The sequence below is a fragment of the Pseudoalteromonas sp. T1lg23B genome, from assembly GCF_002964665.1.
In the GTDB taxonomy this organism is placed as follows: domain Bacteria; phylum Pseudomonadota; class Gammaproteobacteria; order Enterobacterales; family Alteromonadaceae; genus Pseudoalteromonas.
Genome location: NZ_PQBZ01000034.1, coordinates 1,317,758 through 1,333,853 on the forward strand (window position 1 = coordinate 1,317,758; position 16,096 = coordinate 1,333,853).

Consider the following 16,096-nt stretch of genomic DNA (forward strand, 5'->3'; position numbering starts at 1 on the left):
CGGGCTAAAATTCAAACAAACTGGTTTGTGAGACTTGTGTGACAACACTTTTCAATTGATGCGTACCAGAGTCGAGCCCTCATACAGATATGCATTGTATAAGACCCAATGCCATCTAGCGAAGTAAGGCCAAAATCTCAGGATTGAGTCGTTCTCGGCCGAAGGCCCTAAAAATCCGCTGCCCGGTCGACGTATATGTCGACACGGACAAGGGATAAACACAAAGGTTACTTGTTCTTTTCGAAATCAATTAAGGCATCTACCAACTTGCCAGCGCCGAACTTAACCGTATCGGTAACCGGTAAATTCAACTCGCGCTCTAATTCCGCAATAGCCACTTTTGCCTCTTCGTCAGATAAAGGATATGTATTTAAACTCACGCCGACTACTTTTGCAGGCTTAGAAAGCTTAGTGACGGTCTCATACATCTCGATTAAATCCTGAAGTGCTGGAATGGGGCGCTCATAACCATAGTGCTTCTCTCTGTTATGGTGGTGACACAAGATCAATGCATCCGGCATTGCACCGTATAACATTCCCATGGTCCCACCAGCAAAGGCTGGGTGAGCAATAGAAGCTTGCCCTTCAATGACAGCCCAATCAGCCCCTTCAGCTGCATCCAACACCACTTTTTCCGTGGCACCACCGAGAAAGTCAACAATTACCGAGTCAACACAAATGCCAGTGCCCGAGATCATGATTCCGGTTTGTCCTGTTGCACCGAAGTTTGCCTTAATACCGCGTTTCTTCGCTTCTAAAGTCAGTTCTAATGCCGTTGTTTTTTTACCTACACGACAATCTGTACCCACAGTATGTATGATCAAGGCGTCTACGTTTTCAGCCCTACCACGACTCAAGTCAATATCTTGTGGAACTGACTTGGTATCGATCAACTTCACCTGATGCTCTTGTGCCAGAGCAGCAAACTCAGCATCGTCATTTAGCTTGAAGTTCAGACCCGCAACAATATCTAATTTATTGCTGATGGCTTCGACAAGAAACGGACGCCACGCCTCGGGAAAGGAATTTCCCTGCACTGAAACACCAATCAATAGCGTATCTGGTTCATATTTGAACGCTTCGGCAAAGGTCGCCACAATAGGGATGCCATGCCCCCACCCCAGTACGTCAGAAACATTTTGTCCAGCATACTCAGTGTTGATCACGGCCACACACTGCTCTTCGTTATAACGAATAAAGGCTGAGGCTATCTTACTTTCAATTACGCCAAAATTCCCTTCGCACAGCAATACGATCTTACGATCAGAAAAACCACCTGAAAACATTGAAAACTCCCAAATATCAAATTGAATTAAATAGCTAAAAACCGCTGATACGCTTTTCGACAAAGTCGAAATTACTCATCAGCTTCGATGACTCCCGGTAGAGATAAACCCGGTGTAGTTCGCGATCGCCGTCAGCAAAGCTGGGCTCGAATTCAGAACGCCCGTGCAACGCGGTATTATTATTGATTATCAATAATTCTCCTGGCTGCAATAAGTGTGCAACGCGCACTTGATTCAGGGCTTGGTACAAGCGCTCTAACGGCTCTTTCGCCGCCTGATTCAATAACCTAATGCCATCGAAGCGAATTCTGATCCGGTGGCCGTTAGCATAGGATTCTATGATAGGACGACATTCAGCATGTGACTCATCATGACCAAAATGCGGCGGGATCATGATTTGAAATTCCGGCTTCATTAACATGTCGATATCTTCTTCACTCATCAGCTCTAGGGCTTTTTTCACCGACGCCGTGTAGGTAAAGCCATTTTCGACATTGTGTTTACATAGTAGGCTCAAATAATCCGGTGCATCTTTTACATACGGCAGCTCGGAATGCAGATCAAACTTATTCCAAGTGTAATAACCCGTTTCTCCCGGTTTAAGTTCCACTTTCTTAGGCTTAACGATGCTAACCAATTCGGCTTCCTGATCATGGGCAAACGGTACCCCGAGCAAGCCGGTCAGCAGCAGCAAAGTTTCGCTGACCTTCTCCGTCGACAGACCTTTCATTAGGAAATACGACAGGTTGCTGTTCCTAAACTGCTCAACTTGTTGTTGTATTTCTCCAGGAATCTGTGAGCGGGCATCGAATATCTTTTTAAGAACCTGATTATCTTGAGTTTTTAGCTCCTGAGAATAATTTAAGTCTTTAACGATTTCTAACAGTTCATTGCTTTCTTGATGAGTGAGTTCACATATTTGACCGTACTCATCCTGATTGATGGTGGATTTCATTCACCAATACTCCTTATAACAATATAAAATGTAATGTTTACTGACATCTAAATGACTTTTATTTATTTTTAGAATTGAAATCTAAAGTCTCATATTCACCGATGGGCGGACTGTAGATATGGACACTGACACTTTTTTCATCCGTGTGATTTTCAATGAAATGAAACTGGTTGATATCGTCAATAAAGTCGTAATCACCCGGCTTTAAACACTTGTGAGAGCATATCTCGGCATTAGTCGGCTCTAACCTGTCCGTGATAACTTTCTGTTCAACCAATTCACCGCTGACCATAATAAAACTACATTTACTGTTGCCATGGTTATGCACAGGACAGGAAATATGTTTATCCCATATAGCTAGAACAATTTCGCACTGTTCATCCTGGTATATTTTATTTCGGCTATAGCTACCTGCCACAAACGGATAATGGCTCTCAATTACCACGTTTTCCACATCCAAACTGATTGACAGCTGCGGAAAGGCTTTAAGCAATTGACGGATAGCATCACGCGTAGCTTGCGGCGAAACAAGATGCAGTGCCCTAGGGGTTTTCTTGTCAAATAAAGCTTCCATTACATATTTCCTTTGTAATTAAGTCTTCCTTACGCTCTAAATATAAACTGCTAATTTCATATACATCATTGAAATTCAATATATTGTTAGCGAGGATTTTGTTATCTGTAATAAATCAAAAGTTGTGTAATTTTCTCACCAGCTAAATAACGTTCTCTGCTGATTTCCAGTGCTGCCGAGTACTGAGCGTAAACCCAGCAACCGCAATCGATAATATCGCAGCCATTACTATCACAGCGGCAAGCGCCGCCTGCGAAAAACCGATATCGTTAACATAAGAAACAATGCCAGTTCCCAGCGCCACCATTGACGCATTCACCATGTAGCGCACAGAAGCGATACGTCCCTTTAGGTGAGGCGGTGATAATTTTTGTTGTGCTGACATCCAGCACACCGTCGATAAAGTCGTCAGCGCGCCAAAAATAAAAGTCAAAACCAAAATCACATACGGATGAAGCTGCCAGACATACCCCAGAAAAACCCCTGCCACAGCAAGCATCGAAGCACAGGTTACTGTTACTCTATAGCGCTCTTCGATGGTATTTTTGGCCACATAGAGACCGCCAAGAATAGCCCCCACGGCAAAACCAACATCAAGAAATGTCAGCCAGCGGGCGAGGTTGTCAAAGTTATGCTTAATGGCAGGTGCTAGGAGCAGGTTAAATAATGCAATTGCCAGGTAATCACAGGCAGCGACTATAAAAATGAAGATCGCAGGTTTATTTGATAACAGGAACCGAAAGACCTCGCCCCAACTGCCACCGTCCGTTTTTTCCAGCGTCTTTGCCAGCTTTTGCTTCGCGCGCAGACCCAATATCAGGATCAAGTAACATAAAAATGCAGCCAAATAACCGGACGCTACGGCATAAATCACCCACATAGCTTGCTCCATTTCCAAGAATATACCCACCAAGGCCATGCCCAGTATTTGGCCAGCTTGGAGTGCAATGGAAATATAGCCGTTGAGTTTTTCTAATCTGTCTTTGCCTGCCACTTCGGGGATCAAAACAAACACAGCATTACGGATGAACGGACGAAACAAGTTAAAGCCGATTGCCACAGCAATGAGCAGCGTCGGTTCTGTCGCAATATCAGGACTGATCAAGGCAGCGACTGCAATCATCAAGAAACTGCCTGCAGATGCCGTTAGCAGCACTTTTTTAGCGCCTATGCGGTCTACCACACTGCCAGCTATCCCTTGCAAGAAAATACTGACAAGAAATTCACTGGCAAACGCCAAGGTAAATGCCCACAGACTGTTAGTTGCACTATAGAGCAGCATACCCAACGCTAGGGTAAACATGCCCCTAGCAACATTGATGGCGAATTCGCCGGCGCAGAACCAGTACATATTATTTCTGTTCCCAGCTCAGGTTATATTTCAGGGTATCCAGCGCTTGTTGGCACTGTGCCAAGGCTTGTTCAGCATCGTTGGCCACCGCAATGGCCAAAGCAGAGCGGGCAAAACTGTTAGTGACCGCCCCCATCACGTCTCCTGGGCTTTTCATCAAGCTAACTTCCACAATACCGGGAATTTCTCTAGCTTGTTCTAGGTTTTCAACCGAACTCAGGCGGGTTTTATCATCAAAACCCATAGCGGCGAAACGTATCGCCGCAACCTTAGTGGAGGTCATCGACTTTTCAATGAGCGGCAGTACCTGTTCACCAGTTGCTTGACGGACCGTCATTTCTAGCACATTGATGCCAGTTGCCAGTTCCAACAGTTCAAAAATACGATCGCCCCCAGCGCGAGAGTGAGTTTCGATGATTCTCGGGCCATTAGGTGTCAACATCACTTCGGTGTGACTAGGGCCATCGCGCAGCCCCAACGCATCTAAAGCGTCACGCACGAAAGTGCTGATAGCTTCCTTCGCTGCGTCATCAATGGGAGCTGGCAACACATGCCCAAGTTCGACAAAATTAACTTCATCTTTGATTTTTTTCGTGATGGCTAAAATGCAATGCTTACCATTTTCAGAGATGGCCTCAATGCTGAATTCATCCCCGAGTAAAAATTCTTCGGCTATCACAGGAAAATCGTGGCCACATTGCTTCAGCCACCTCAGTGCACCGTCAATTTCACCACGGTGGTGAACCTTGGTCACCCCACTACTACCGGTGGCGTTAAAGGGTTTGACAATCACAGGTCCGCCCACCTGATCGACAAATAAATTCAGAGCTTCTACCGATTCTATAACCGCATAAGCCGTGTCATCTAACCCTTGCTGTTTTAATACCTGACGGGTTTTATCTTTATTGTAAAGTACTGATAGACAATCCATTGAAACTGGGAAGCTAAGCCCAAGACGATCAGCAACCGCTATAGCAATTTCCTGCGTGGTATCGTTAAAACTACAGATAGCATCAAATGGCTTATGTTGGTGTAGTGCATGGGCAACATCTTCATACTCTGCCGAACAGGCTTCTTCATTGAATAAAAACAAGTCATGGTAAGGGAAATTGACATCTCCGGGACGGGAAGAGCCCTTATTGATGAATAAAACCAGCTCGTGCTCTAAGTTAACTATAGCCTGATGCGCTTGACGCACTGTACCGATAACCAAAACTCTCATTATTATCTCTTCCTATTCAAAAATAACGCTGTCTAAAGCGAAGTCTGCCTGTTCAACCGCCTGCTTCAGCGATTCACCCAGCGCCATTACATAACCTGCACGGTTGTGCGAACTTTCCAGACTGCCAATACGACTGCCTTCTCCTGAGGTAATTTCCAAACGGTAAATCCCTTGCTGCTGTTCGACTTGTGTTACACCAGTGATTTTGCTGATTTGCTCTACCTGAGGCAGAAAATAGCGTACAGCGATGGCATTGCTGGCGGGTTTTTCAATTGGCTCAGGGATTGCCAGTAGATGGCAAATGGTATGTTTGAAGATATCGACCCCCGTTGTCAGTCGAGTCATCTCCCAAATATTGTCGCCGCCGTTACGGGTATGGGTTTCAATAACAAAGACTTCACCTTCAAATATTTTAATTTCACTGTGGCAAGGACCGGTTTGATGTCCCAAAGTATCAAGCAAACGGGTGATGGCCTGTACAACGCGCTCAGTATCCGCAGAGCTGAGTGAAGCCGGCTGGTTGTGGCCCATTTCCACAAAGTAAGGTCCCTGAGTCGTCAATTTCTCGGTGATAGCCAACACTTGGTGCTTCCCGCCTTTGGACAGCGACTCGACACTGTATTCACTACCGCCAATATATTCTTCCGCCAACATGGCGCCATTGCTATGAGCACTCACGTACTGGTAAGCATGCTCAACGGTTTCAGGGGTCACTTTGATCACCCCTAGGCTACCCGTACCATCTAAAGGTTTCAGGATCGCAGGCTTTTGTAGCTCGGCCATAAACGCTTGTAATTCTGCCAAGCTTTCAACTTTGGCAAACGCTACGTTGCCCTGACCATTTTCAGCCAGTGCCTGACGCATTTTCAGCTTGTCTCGAGAAACCGACACCGCCCCGCTATCACAATTGCTGGGTAATCCCAGTTGTTGTGCAATCTCTGCACAAACGGTTTGTGCAAATTCACGATAGCCTATCACCGCATCGTATTGACGCTCTCGATGGAACATTTTCGCCAGCGCTAAGGTATTATCCAGCTCTTGATACTCAGTGATCAGCAACTCATCGGCATGGTCAATTTGATAAGGCGTTAGTTCATCTTTTTTTTGAAAAAGGGTATAGAAAATACCCAAATCATTAAGGCCCTGCACTTGGAAGTCCCTGCCGCCAATCACTAGTACTTTAAACTGCTTTGTGCTCATGAATTTCTCCGGTTCATTTAATTTCTCAACCTTTACTGCCCGCTGACCATTAGGATGTCGCCACTAACGCGTCAGACTGTTCTGCCTTGTTCCGGTCAAATAAAACCAGTAATAAAGGAATACAAAACATGGTAAATATGGTGGATAAGGCGATGCCACAAGCGACTGAAACCCCCAACGGCTGGAGTATTTTTCCACCGCTGCCAAAACCAATCGCCAAGGGCACCAAGCCGGCAATGGTCGTTAGGTTAGTCACCATAATGGCGCGAAATCTTAATCTCGCAGCGCCGATAATACCCGTCACGATATCGCCACTCTCTGCAAGTACTCGGCGGTAGACATCAACAAAAATAATAGAGTTGTTAACTGAAATACCGCACAACATGATCATGCCGAGCATAGAATTCAACGACAGAGTACTGTCAAACAGATATAAAGAGATGATGGCCCCAAGAATAGCGAACGGGATCGCGGCACAGATGATCAGCGACAGCTTCAAGCTGGCAAACAAAAACAACACCGCCAGTAGCACCAAACCAAAAGCAAGTAGTAAAGATTTGATCAAGGAAATGATCCCCTCTGTAACCTGCTCCTTTGGCTTATCAAGAATGAATGGAATCGCCTTTTGCCCGCTTTGCCCAGCATAAACTCTGTCAAGAACAAGGCTAGCCTGATGCTGTTCACCCTCTTTAAGCCACACTTCCGCCATATAAATGGGGGCACTGTTGCGGCTGTAGAACAATTTCCATTGCTTAATATTTTGGATTTCAAGAATATCGCGTAAATGAAAGATCTGCTCATCGATAAAAAATGGCAGATCACCAATTTCTTCGATCTTGCTGAGGGTTTCGTCGCCTAATTGGGCGAAAAGGGTACTTTGTTCACCAAAAAGCTCGATTTCACTCAGGTATTTTTCTTCGATAGCCATCCCGACATAGTCGGCAAGTTGCTGTTTAATATCGTCGATATCTTGCTCTGCAAACAACTGAGTCAGCATTTGCTGGTTATAGGTGATCTCATATTTGGTACTTTGCTGATTCTTTGGCGTAACCTTGACCTTCTTAACTTCAGCCTGCCCTCTAAAAGCCTCATATAACTGGTCAAGTTGCTGACGCCTTTCATGTTCGGTTTCGCCGGTCACTAACAAGCGTAAATCTGGGAAATCAGGCACCGCCAGTGCCGATGTGATCCAAGGCTCCACCTCAATATCCACATCTTCATTGTTTTGCAATAACCGTTGCAATCCCATGAAAACATCTTCGAATACACGATAATCCGTTAAGTGCAAAGAAATATAACCAGCATTTTTACGGATATCAGAGTAAGCAAACTTAATTTTTTGATGATAAGCCGCATCTATCTGCTGGCGAATAGGCTCAAGCAAGGCAATTCTATCCGCCATTTCTAGCCCATCTTTTTTGAAAGAAACAATCACATCAATAATTTCAGCCTCAGGTTTGGCAATCAATTCCTGACGGATGTCTCCAAGCACATTACTTGCAGCCCATGCCACCACAGAAATAACCGCAACAAACAGCAACTGTATGAAGCGATTGATCAATAGCGTCTTGAGGAGGAAACAGTACACATCACACACCCGCTGGATCACATATTCAATCGGGTTGACACGTTTGTTAGATATTTGCCCTTCGCCGAGTTTGCTTTTCACTGTGCACAGAGAAAATAGCGCGGGAATAAATACCAAGGTGATCAGGATAGAAAACAGCATGATGGAAACCACCACAAAGGCAATATCCGACAACAATGAGGAAGCGATGGGGATCGTAAATGCCATGGGCACAAAGACGATAATCGTCGTTAGTACCGACGCAAAAATTGCCGGTGCGACTTCGCTGACCGCCCTAAAAACAAGATTGTCCTCGCTGCCTGAACGTTGCTGATGACGGTCTATGTTGTCAATCACCACTATCGCGCCGTCAACCACCATGCCGATAGACACACTGATGGCACCCAGAGATAACAGGTTGATGTCAACGCCCATCACGCTCATCAGCACACCTGCTCCCAATAAAGATAGCGGCATCGCCAAGCATACCACTATGGTTTTACCGAAAGAGCGGAAAAAAATCAGCACGGAAAAGGCGGCGATGGTCATACCCAGCAAAATGGCCTTGATAACGGTATGAATGGCCTCGTCAATAAATTCAGAGGGATCATTGAGCACGTGTATGGTGCCAACACTTGATGTATAGGCTCGAGCTTCAGCCAGAAAATCCTGCGAAACCTGATACAAGTTGGCATCAGGTTTAGGCCAAACAGCCACTGCCACCGCATTTTTGCCATCGAGCTGCAGTACCCTCGCCAGCTCTGTTTCAGCAATCACCACCTGTGCAACATCTTTTAACAGGATTGCTCGCCCTTCGATTCTAGCGACGGTGATAGATTCCAGTTTTGCGATACTGCTGTTACGCTTTTGCACGTTGACTGCAATTTTACCATCACGTTCTGTACTTATACTGCCCAGAGAATAGTCAAACTCGTGGGTTTTAATGGTATTGATAATGTCATCTATCACTAGATTGTATTCAGCGGCCTTGATGGGATCTAGACGCACGGAAACATGCTTTTCTCCAAGAGCCGACACCCAAGATTGAGACACACCGTCGATTTCATTCAAGGCTGGTAATAAGCTGTTTTTAAGTTCTTTACTCAGTTGCTCTGTGGATAAAGTGTCTGAATTAACAACGATATAGCACTCACTACCTGGGTTAAAAAATCCCACCTTAATCGGTGGTAAATCACGAGGAAGTTGAGCCTGATAAAAGGCAGAAACAGAGGCTACATCACGGATTGCCTCATCATTATCTTTATGCCATTCAAAATGTACTAGGTAGGTTGCCTTGCCTTGACGGTATTCCCCTTCAACCAGCTCCACATCCTTGATGTTTTTTAGTGAGGTCTCGACCTTCTCCCCCCAATACCGCATAAACTGGGAAACATCATCTTTAAAAAACAACTGTACCCTAACCACTGGCTTACTGGTGTTGGGGTAGAGAGATATTGGCAAATTAGCCAACTGATAGGCTCCCATGCAAACCAAAAACAGGGTAAGCGCAATTAACGCACTCTGATTTCGCCTTAAGAAATAAGCCATCATTTAATTTAATTGCCGTGTTTTTGAGCTTTGGTCTTTGACCGTAGCCGTAACCTGAACAGGCGTTTTAGGGCTCATCAGCACCTTTGCGATACTGCCGGACTTCACGACGTCAACACAATCGCTGCTGCAATCTACGAGTATTTCGATCTCATATAAGCCAAATTTCCCCTGATTAGGTTCATGAATGGCATGAACCTGACCACTTTTGCTAAAGGGTTGAGAAGAGTTAGGGGCAAAAACGACTTCAGCCTTACCAATCGGCTGTAGCTTATTCAAGTCGACTTGAGAAACGTTGAGTTTGATAATGTACTCGCTGGCATCCGCTACCACCATAATAGGGTCATAAGGTTCAATATGATGACCTTCCCTGACGTTGACACGAGAAACAACACCATCGGGAATTTCATTTTTCATTTCTATGGTAGAAAAACCTATCTCTAGGCGCTCAATTTTCACTAACGACTGGCCAGCATCGACCTGTTGCCCCCCTTGTACGAACAGCTGTGAAATAATGCCACCGAACTGAGAATATACAGGACGAGCGTTGCGATAATGCACTATGCCGAAAAAAGGGATCACTTTGTCAACCGTTTGACCAGCTGACAACTCCGTGCCTTGTGCAGATAAAAACGGGGTGAATAGCGTGCAAAAAAGCAAGCCAAAAGCGGCACTCAAGGTGTAGGACAAAGAGATTTTGGGCGAAAAGATTCGATACTTCATGAAAATTCCGTTTAGTTTATTTATTAAAATAGACTACATACATTCAATCCTTGCCGCACAGGCTATTTCTTAGCCAAAATATACGAGCGCCGAGATACTAACAACAAGCACTCAAACCTGTCAATAATCACATATACATTTTTGATACAAACTTTATACACTAAATAAAAGCATTATAAATACAATATAAAAACAAAAGACAATGGGTAACTTCTCTTCGTTTCTCAACTATCTTGTAGACAAACAGCTCTGAGCTCAACGGCTTTAAAGCTGCAACTGAGAGCACTCAGCGATTATTTATAAATTAACAACAAATTAACCTATGATGCAAATTTGATATCACACAAAACCACACAAAAAAGAACGAAACAAGAAACACGCACCTACACTGTTAATTTTTTACTTCACCAATAGGCGACACATAAAAAATAACCCAACATATCAACCCCATAAGATAAGACACCATACATCTCAAAAGTGAGGGATATAACGAGCAATAAAACCTCATATTTACAAAAACAGCAGATAGCCATCTAGACATCACATTATTCAACAATAAATAACAACTTATAACCAATAAAATTAATATAAACTATATTAATAATTTAAATAATATAATGACATTTTCAAATAAAAACAAAAGTCCTAACTTAATGAGAAAACGAATTACAGTTAATTAAACATGACTTACTTCTATAGACTATAAAAACTATCCATTGGGGATGCTCAATAGATATTGAATCTAATCACTACTCAAAACCAATACAGCCACTTAAAGAGGCTGATCTAAAATTTTGGCAAAGAATGTGTACTGTAGAAGGAACGACGAGAGTCTATGCTGGACTTAGCTAATAGGACGGGCTGGCTAAAAAGGAAAGCGGTGAAAATTAATGTGTCAATGATGTTGGTTACTCTGATCAACTCTCGACACAGGGAAGCCGGTGTCTACGAATCACCTTGAGGTTGCATAACGTGCAATAACAAACAGCCTTAGAACAGAGTGAGCGACAGGCTCTGCTATTAAAATTCAAAACCTAATTGCGTAGTTGTAGAAGGCTCATCACCAAGACCTACATGTACTCCCAGTAGCCTAACTGGTTTTCCGTTACCTCTTTTCACAGCTTCTATAAGCAGTTGCTCTAAAATGTCTCCACTAATGGCGTTTGCCGCCTGTTCTTTTGTAGTTTGCTGAAAATCGGAAAATTTTACTTTTACACCAAGCTTATTCATACCTCTTGATTCGATGTATGAAGTAGCCCGTCTTTCGAGCTCTGGCAAAAGCTTTTGCTTCATAATCAAAATCATCTGTGAAAGCTCGCTAACATCATTTTCAAAGGTTCTTTCTACACCAACAGATTTGCGAATCCGCGTTGTTTGAACTGCTCTTTCATCAATGCCATGGCACCTATTCCAAAGCACGCGGCCATATTTACCAAAATGGCCTACCAAAAAAGCTTCTGTTGATGTTCGAACATCACCACATGTTTCAAACCCTAAAAGTGAAAGTTTTTCAGATGTTACTTTACCAACCCCCGGTATCTTACGAAGTGACAGCGTATCTAAAAACTCAAGCACTTTGTCGGGAGTAACGGTATATTGTCCATTCGGCTTATTTAGATCGGACGCCACTTTAGCGATAAATTTTAATGGTGCGATGCCTGCGGACGCGGTTAGGCCCGTTTCTCGGAAGATTTCCATCCTGATCTGTTGCGCTATCAACGTCGCTGAACCTTTATGCAGCGGACATTCAGTTAAATCCAGATAGGCCTCATCCAAAGATAAGGGTTCAATAATATCTGTATACCTTTCAAAAATTGCTCGTATAACATCGCTTGTTTCTTTATAGACTGCCATTCTACCTGGAACGACAATGAGATCTGGGCACTTCTTCAGTGCTATAGAAGTGGGCATAGCCGAACTAACACCGTATTGCCGAGCAATATAGTTACACGTAGACAACACACCTCTTCTGTCTGATTTTCCTCCAACAGCGACAGGCTTTCCAATTAATTCTGGGTTGTCTCTTATTTCAACAGAAACATAGAAAGCATCCATATCTATATGGGCAATCTTGCGCATGCAAATAAATCCTATGACTCATTCCAAGTATCATTACACTTACCACTTCCGCTTAAGTACGATGTCCTTGGTGTAAAAAACTAACCCTATCCTCTAGATATAGTCCTATCCATAGGCTTTACACACTTGATGTTTAGCAACAATCCTTTTCAATATGCTGAATATATACACAAGCAAATAACTGTATTTATATACAGCTATATTATGTTCATAAATTTACTGGCGTTGCAACTTTTACTCACTCTTTTAATACACTAAACTGATCGCGTCGTGGCATTTGTTGCCAAATAAAACTTCAACAAGGATTTAACATGCAATTTAGTCGACTAGGTAGTAGCACACTCGAAGTCTCAAGAGTATGTTTAGGCAGTATGACTTGGGGGCTACAGAACAATCAGCATGATGCTGATGAGCAAATTAACTATGCACTCAGCCATGGAATTAACTTTATTGATACCGCTGAGCTATACGCCGTGCCTCCGTCACCTGATACCTATGGTGAAACAGAAAAAATCATCGGCAATTGGTTAGCCCGTCATAGGGAAAAACGACAGGAAGTCGTGCTAGCCAGCAAAATAGCAGGTGGTGGACTGCGCTGGATAAGAGAGGGAGCACCAATAAGCGCCAAGACCATTTTTGAAGCCGTGGATGATTCACTACAGCGCTTAAATACAGACTACATTGATTTATATCAGTTGCATTGGCCCAATCGCACTTCCCCTCACTTTGCAAATCACTGGCCCGGTATGGTGAAGTTTTCAAACGAGAATCGTGCTCAAGAACTCAGTGAAATGCTAGAAATTTTACAAGCCCTACAGACTTGTATTGATAACGGTAAAATTCGCCATTGGGGCTTATCTGATGACACCACTTGGGGAATTAACACCTACTTACGTTTAGCTTCTGAACATAATCTCGCCAAGCCTGTATCGATTCAAAATGAGTTCAATTTATTGCATACCAAAGATTGGCCTTATCTCATTGAAAACTGTATCCATGAAGATGTTGCTTACTTACCTTGGTCGCCGCTGGCCGCAGGTTCTTTGACCGGTAAATACATAGATGGCGCAAGGCCTGAAGGATCACGCTGGACATATGGGCAACGAAATGGCTTATTCAGAGATACCCCTCAAGCCAATCAAGCCGTTAAAGCCTATGTACAACTCGCACAAGAGTTTGGCATAACCCCTGCACAAATGGCCTTAGCTTGGGTGAATCAAGTAGATGGCGTAACCTCTACCATCATTGGTGCCACGAGTATGACTCAACTTAAAGAGAACCTACAAGCCTTTGATTTTCAATTAGATAAGGCTCAGTTGGCAGCAATAGGTGAATTACTGAAACGCTTCCCTTCTCCTTTTTAAATCAAACAACTTAGCCAATCACCCACGGTTGATTGGCTGAGTTTTATCTTACCGTCGTTAAATTTTGCTGACCAGTCACGTATAATCAAGCGAATTACCAGAATATGATTAACAGTGATATGCATAGCCTTAATCCAAAGCCTGTTATACCGTTACCTGGCACCTGCTTTACCCGTCGTACCACCCGAGCGATAGTGTTAGATGGGCGTAAAATTCTCTTACTGTATACCGCAAGATATGATGATTACTCGCTACCGGGTGGAGGCGTTGATGATCATGAAAGCGCTGAGCAAGCACTATTGAGGGAACTGCGTGAAGAAACAGGCGCCAAAAGCCTAAAGCGTTGCTCCGAGTTTGGCCGTTATGAAGAGTATCGCCCTTGGTATAAGCCAGACTATGATACGATTCACATCATCTCTGATTGCTATGTTTGTGAGGTGTGTGGTCAATTCGAGTCACCACAAATGGAAGACTATGAACATGCCAATGGTATGAAGCCTGTCTGGGTGGATATAGATGCAGCTATCTCTCATAACCAAAAAACGCTTGCTAATAGCGACAAACAAGGTCAATCTTTACTGCGAGAGTTGTATTTATTGCAACAGATAAAAGACAGGCTTATGTGACATTTTTTATGATGGTTTTCTGCGAATTCAAGCCCTGAGTGGTTGATAGCTTAGACGCTTGTTCAGGGCGAGGTTCATTGAGGTACTCGCTTGATATCATAATCGGCTAAGTACAAACATATCGGAGGTGACATGACGACAAAACCCTTTTTTTGCGCCCTGATACTATTACTCATATCCACTTTGAGTCACGCTCAAACACTCACGCTTTATGCAGAAGACCTCCCACCATACCATTTTAAAAATGCGCAAGGAGAAGTGTCCGGTGCTCTGGTCGATATAGCGCGTAGCGCGCTGTCACACGCACAACTAGAAGGACAATTCGAAATTGTCCCCATGGCCCGTGCCTATAAAGAACTACAAACCCAGCCGAATACGCTGATGCTCTCTTTACTCAAAACACCTCAGCGCAGTAAACAGTTTGTTTGGATTGCACAAACCTACTTCGCCGATGCCTACTTGGTAAGCCATGTTGATAGCCCCATCACACTTGATACCTTACAACAGGCTAAGCAATTTCGTGTTAGCACCATCCGCGGCTACTCCAGTGAGCACTTTTTACGTAAACAAGGCTTCAGCGAAGAAGAAAATCTCGTGCTGGTGAGCCACTATCATCAGCTTTGGCAGTTACTTTATAAAAAGCGCATTGATTTGGTACTTACCAATACGCTCACACTAGAAAAAGAAGTTTTGAGCACCGGCTTAGACCCAACGCTGGTCGCCAAAAAACTGCACCTGACTGATTTCCCCTCGCAACTTTGGTTAGTCGCCAACCCACAGCTAGACGCCACAACCGCCCAGAAATTAAAGGCCTCTGTTCATCACCTAAAACAAAGCGGTGTGTACCAGCAAATTCTGGCTCGTTGGAAACTGTCAGCGCCTCAATCCGACAAATAATACTCGACGCTGGTTACCACCCGAACCGTTTTGATCTGCGGGGTGTTGCTGTCCCTGTCACTAATACTGAATTGCCCCTGACGAGCCGACTTAATCTTGCCTAACTTTGAATCTGAATCTTTGGCAAACTTAAGTGCCACTTCTCGTGCCTTTTGCGTTGCTTCTTGCACCATTTTCGGTTTGATGTCATTCAACCCAGTAAACATATACTCTATGCGGTTTTGGTAATCATCTTGAGTGATCGCAATACCTTGTTTAGCAAGTGTACTTAGCTTTCCAAGCGCTTGTTTCACCTTGTCGGGATGGTGGCTAAACACGGTGACACCAGCCTTAGCGATATACCGAAAACCTCGTTCATTCTGACCATACTCTTGTGCAAACTTGTCGACAATTGAAGGGGTTGCTTGGCTCATCTCTTGCTCATCAAAGCCATGTAGCGTTAGGAATGCTCTGATTGCGGCATTTTTTTCTTCTACTCTCGCCACCAGCGCTTCTAAATCATTATCAGCATCTTTGTAAAATACCGGCCAAATCACCGTATCCGCTATTACTTCTTGTTCGGCCAGCCCCTTAACCTGTACGGTACGTTCCATCGCCTTAATGTCTTGTAGAGACTGAGTAATAAGCCATGTACTCAATACTATGCCAACAGCCAATACCCCCGCCGCCCCCAAGTGTTTGCTTAACGCTTCTTTCACCGTTTG

The 16,096-nt window shown here is 44.0% G+C and carries 13 protein-coding genes; 3 read left to right on the forward strand and 10 right to left on the reverse strand.

The genetic code is table 11. The features are described from left to right. Positions 1 to 227: 227 nt before the first annotated feature. The 9 genes from C2M32_RS14545 to dinB all read right to left on the reverse strand — a co-directional run bounded on the left by C2M32_RS14545 (position 228) and on the right by dinB (position 12,505). Entirely contained in the window at positions 228 to 1,286 is a 1,059-nt protein-coding gene (locus tag C2M32_RS14545; RefSeq protein ID WP_105169036.1) for a DUF1611 domain-containing protein, read from the reverse strand. Positions 1,287 to 1,320: 34 nt separating this feature from the next. Then, entirely contained in the window at positions 1,321 to 2,241 is a 921-nt protein-coding gene (locus C2M32_RS14550; RefSeq protein WP_105169037.1) for a TauD/TfdA family dioxygenase, read from the reverse strand. A gap of 58 nt (positions 2,242 to 2,299) precedes the next feature. Continuing rightward, the gene (locus tag C2M32_RS14555; RefSeq protein WP_105169038.1) at positions 2,300 to 2,815 is read right to left on the reverse strand and encodes a cysteine dioxygenase; all 516 of its coding nucleotides are present in this window, start codon (positions 2,813 to 2,815) and stop codon (positions 2,300 to 2,302) included. A gap of 142 nt (positions 2,816 to 2,957) precedes the next feature. Beyond that, positions 2,958 to 4,166: an MFS transporter gene (locus C2M32_RS14560; protein WP_105169039.1), complete on the reverse strand. Its 1,209-nt coding sequence runs from the start codon at positions 4,164 to 4,166 to the stop codon at positions 2,958 to 2,960. Position 4,167: 1 nt separating this feature from the next. After that, positions 4,168 to 5,388, reverse strand: a complete 1,221-nt coding sequence (locus C2M32_RS14565; RefSeq protein WP_105169040.1) for an ATP-grasp domain-containing protein — start codon at positions 5,386 to 5,388, stop codon at positions 4,168 to 4,170. Between the two features lie 12 nt (positions 5,389 to 5,400). Continuing rightward, positions 5,401 to 6,588, reverse strand: a complete 1,188-nt coding sequence (locus C2M32_RS14570; protein ID WP_105169041.1) for an ATP-grasp domain-containing protein — start codon at positions 6,586 to 6,588, stop codon at positions 5,401 to 5,403. 49 nt (positions 6,589 to 6,637) lie between these two features. Next, a complete protein-coding gene (locus tag C2M32_RS14575; protein WP_105169042.1) occupies positions 6,638 to 9,706 on the reverse strand; it encodes an efflux RND transporter permease subunit in 3,069 nt (1,022 codons plus the stop codon). Further along, positions 9,707 to 10,426 carry an HlyD family efflux transporter periplasmic adaptor subunit gene (locus C2M32_RS14580; protein WP_105169043.1) on the reverse strand — a complete coding sequence of 240 codons (720 nt, stop codon included), beginning with the start codon at positions 10,424 to 10,426 and terminating at the stop codon, positions 9,707 to 9,709. Between the two features lie 1,020 nt (positions 10,427 to 11,446). Continuing rightward, complete coding sequence (gene dinB / locus C2M32_RS14585) at positions 11,447 to 12,505, reverse strand: DNA polymerase IV (protein WP_105169044.1); 1,059 nt, start codon at positions 12,503 to 12,505, stop codon at positions 11,447 to 11,449. Between the two features lie 311 nt (positions 12,506 to 12,816). On the opposite strand from dinB, the gene C2M32_RS14590 reads away from it, so the two are divergent. From C2M32_RS14590 to C2M32_RS14600, 3 genes are all read left to right on the forward strand, one after another. Further along, complete coding sequence (locus C2M32_RS14590) at positions 12,817 to 13,869, forward strand: aldo/keto reductase (RefSeq protein WP_105169045.1); 1,053 nt, start codon at positions 12,817 to 12,819, stop codon at positions 13,867 to 13,869. A 119-nt stretch (positions 13,870 to 13,988) separates the two neighbouring features. After that, positions 13,989 to 14,495 (forward strand): NUDIX hydrolase, encoded by a 507-nt coding sequence (locus C2M32_RS14595; protein WP_105169046.1) that lies wholly within the window; start codon positions 13,989 to 13,991, stop codon positions 14,493 to 14,495. A 132-nt stretch (positions 14,496 to 14,627) separates the two neighbouring features. After that, positions 14,628 to 15,392, forward strand: coding sequence for a substrate-binding periplasmic protein (locus C2M32_RS14600; RefSeq protein WP_105169047.1), 765 nt, complete (start codon positions 14,628 to 14,630; stop codon positions 15,390 to 15,392). Here C2M32_RS14600 and C2M32_RS14605 read toward each other — a convergent pair. Then, the gene (locus C2M32_RS14605; protein ID WP_442792718.1) at positions 15,377 to 16,048 is read right to left on the reverse strand and encodes an SIMPL domain-containing protein; all 672 of its coding nucleotides are present in this window, start codon (positions 16,046 to 16,048) and stop codon (positions 15,377 to 15,379) included. The genes C2M32_RS14600 and C2M32_RS14605 overlap by 16 nt on opposite strands. Positions 16,049 to 16,096 lie beyond the last annotated feature (48 nt).

What these genes read in the sequence shown, in the direction of transcription:
- C2M32_RS14575 (WP_105169042.1), bottom strand. Translation starts at nt 9,706, where the DNA reads ATGATGGCTTATTTCTTAAGGCGAAATCAGAGTGCGTTAATTGCGCTT.
- C2M32_RS14550 (WP_105169037.1), bottom strand. Translation starts at nt 2,241, where the DNA reads ATGAAATCCACCATCAATCAGGATGAGTACGGTCAAATATGTGAACTC.
- C2M32_RS14580 (WP_105169043.1), bottom strand. Translation starts at nt 10,426, where the DNA reads ATGAAGTATCGAATCTTTTCGCCCAAAATCTCTTTGTCCTACACCTTG.
- C2M32_RS14595 (WP_105169046.1), top strand. Translation starts at nt 13,989, where the DNA reads ATGCATAGCCTTAATCCAAAGCCTGTTATACCGTTACCTGGCACCTGC.
- C2M32_RS14600 (WP_105169047.1), top strand. Translation starts at nt 14,628, where the DNA reads ATGACGACAAAACCCTTTTTTTGCGCCCTGATACTATTACTCATATCC.
- C2M32_RS14555 (WP_105169038.1), bottom strand. Translation starts at nt 2,815, where the DNA reads ATGGAAGCTTTATTTGACAAGAAAACCCCTAGGGCACTGCATCTTGTT.
- C2M32_RS14565 (WP_105169040.1), bottom strand. Translation starts at nt 5,388, where the DNA reads ATGAGAGTTTTGGTTATCGGTACAGTGCGTCAAGCGCATCAGGCTATA.
- C2M32_RS14545 (WP_105169036.1), bottom strand. Translation starts at nt 1,286, where the DNA reads ATGTTTTCAGGTGGTTTTTCTGATCGTAAGATCGTATTGCTGTGCGAA.
- C2M32_RS14570 (WP_105169041.1), bottom strand. Translation starts at nt 6,588, where the DNA reads ATGAGCACAAAGCAGTTTAAAGTACTAGTGATTGGCGGCAGGGACTTC.
- C2M32_RS14560 (WP_105169039.1), bottom strand. Translation starts at nt 4,166, where the DNA reads ATGTACTGGTTCTGCGCCGGCGAATTCGCCATCAATGTTGCTAGGGGC.
- dinB (WP_105169044.1), bottom strand. Translation starts at nt 12,505, where the DNA reads ATGCGCAAGATTGCCCATATAGATATGGATGCTTTCTATGTTTCTGTT.
- C2M32_RS14590 (WP_105169045.1), top strand. Translation starts at nt 12,817, where the DNA reads ATGCAATTTAGTCGACTAGGTAGTAGCACACTCGAAGTCTCAAGAGTA.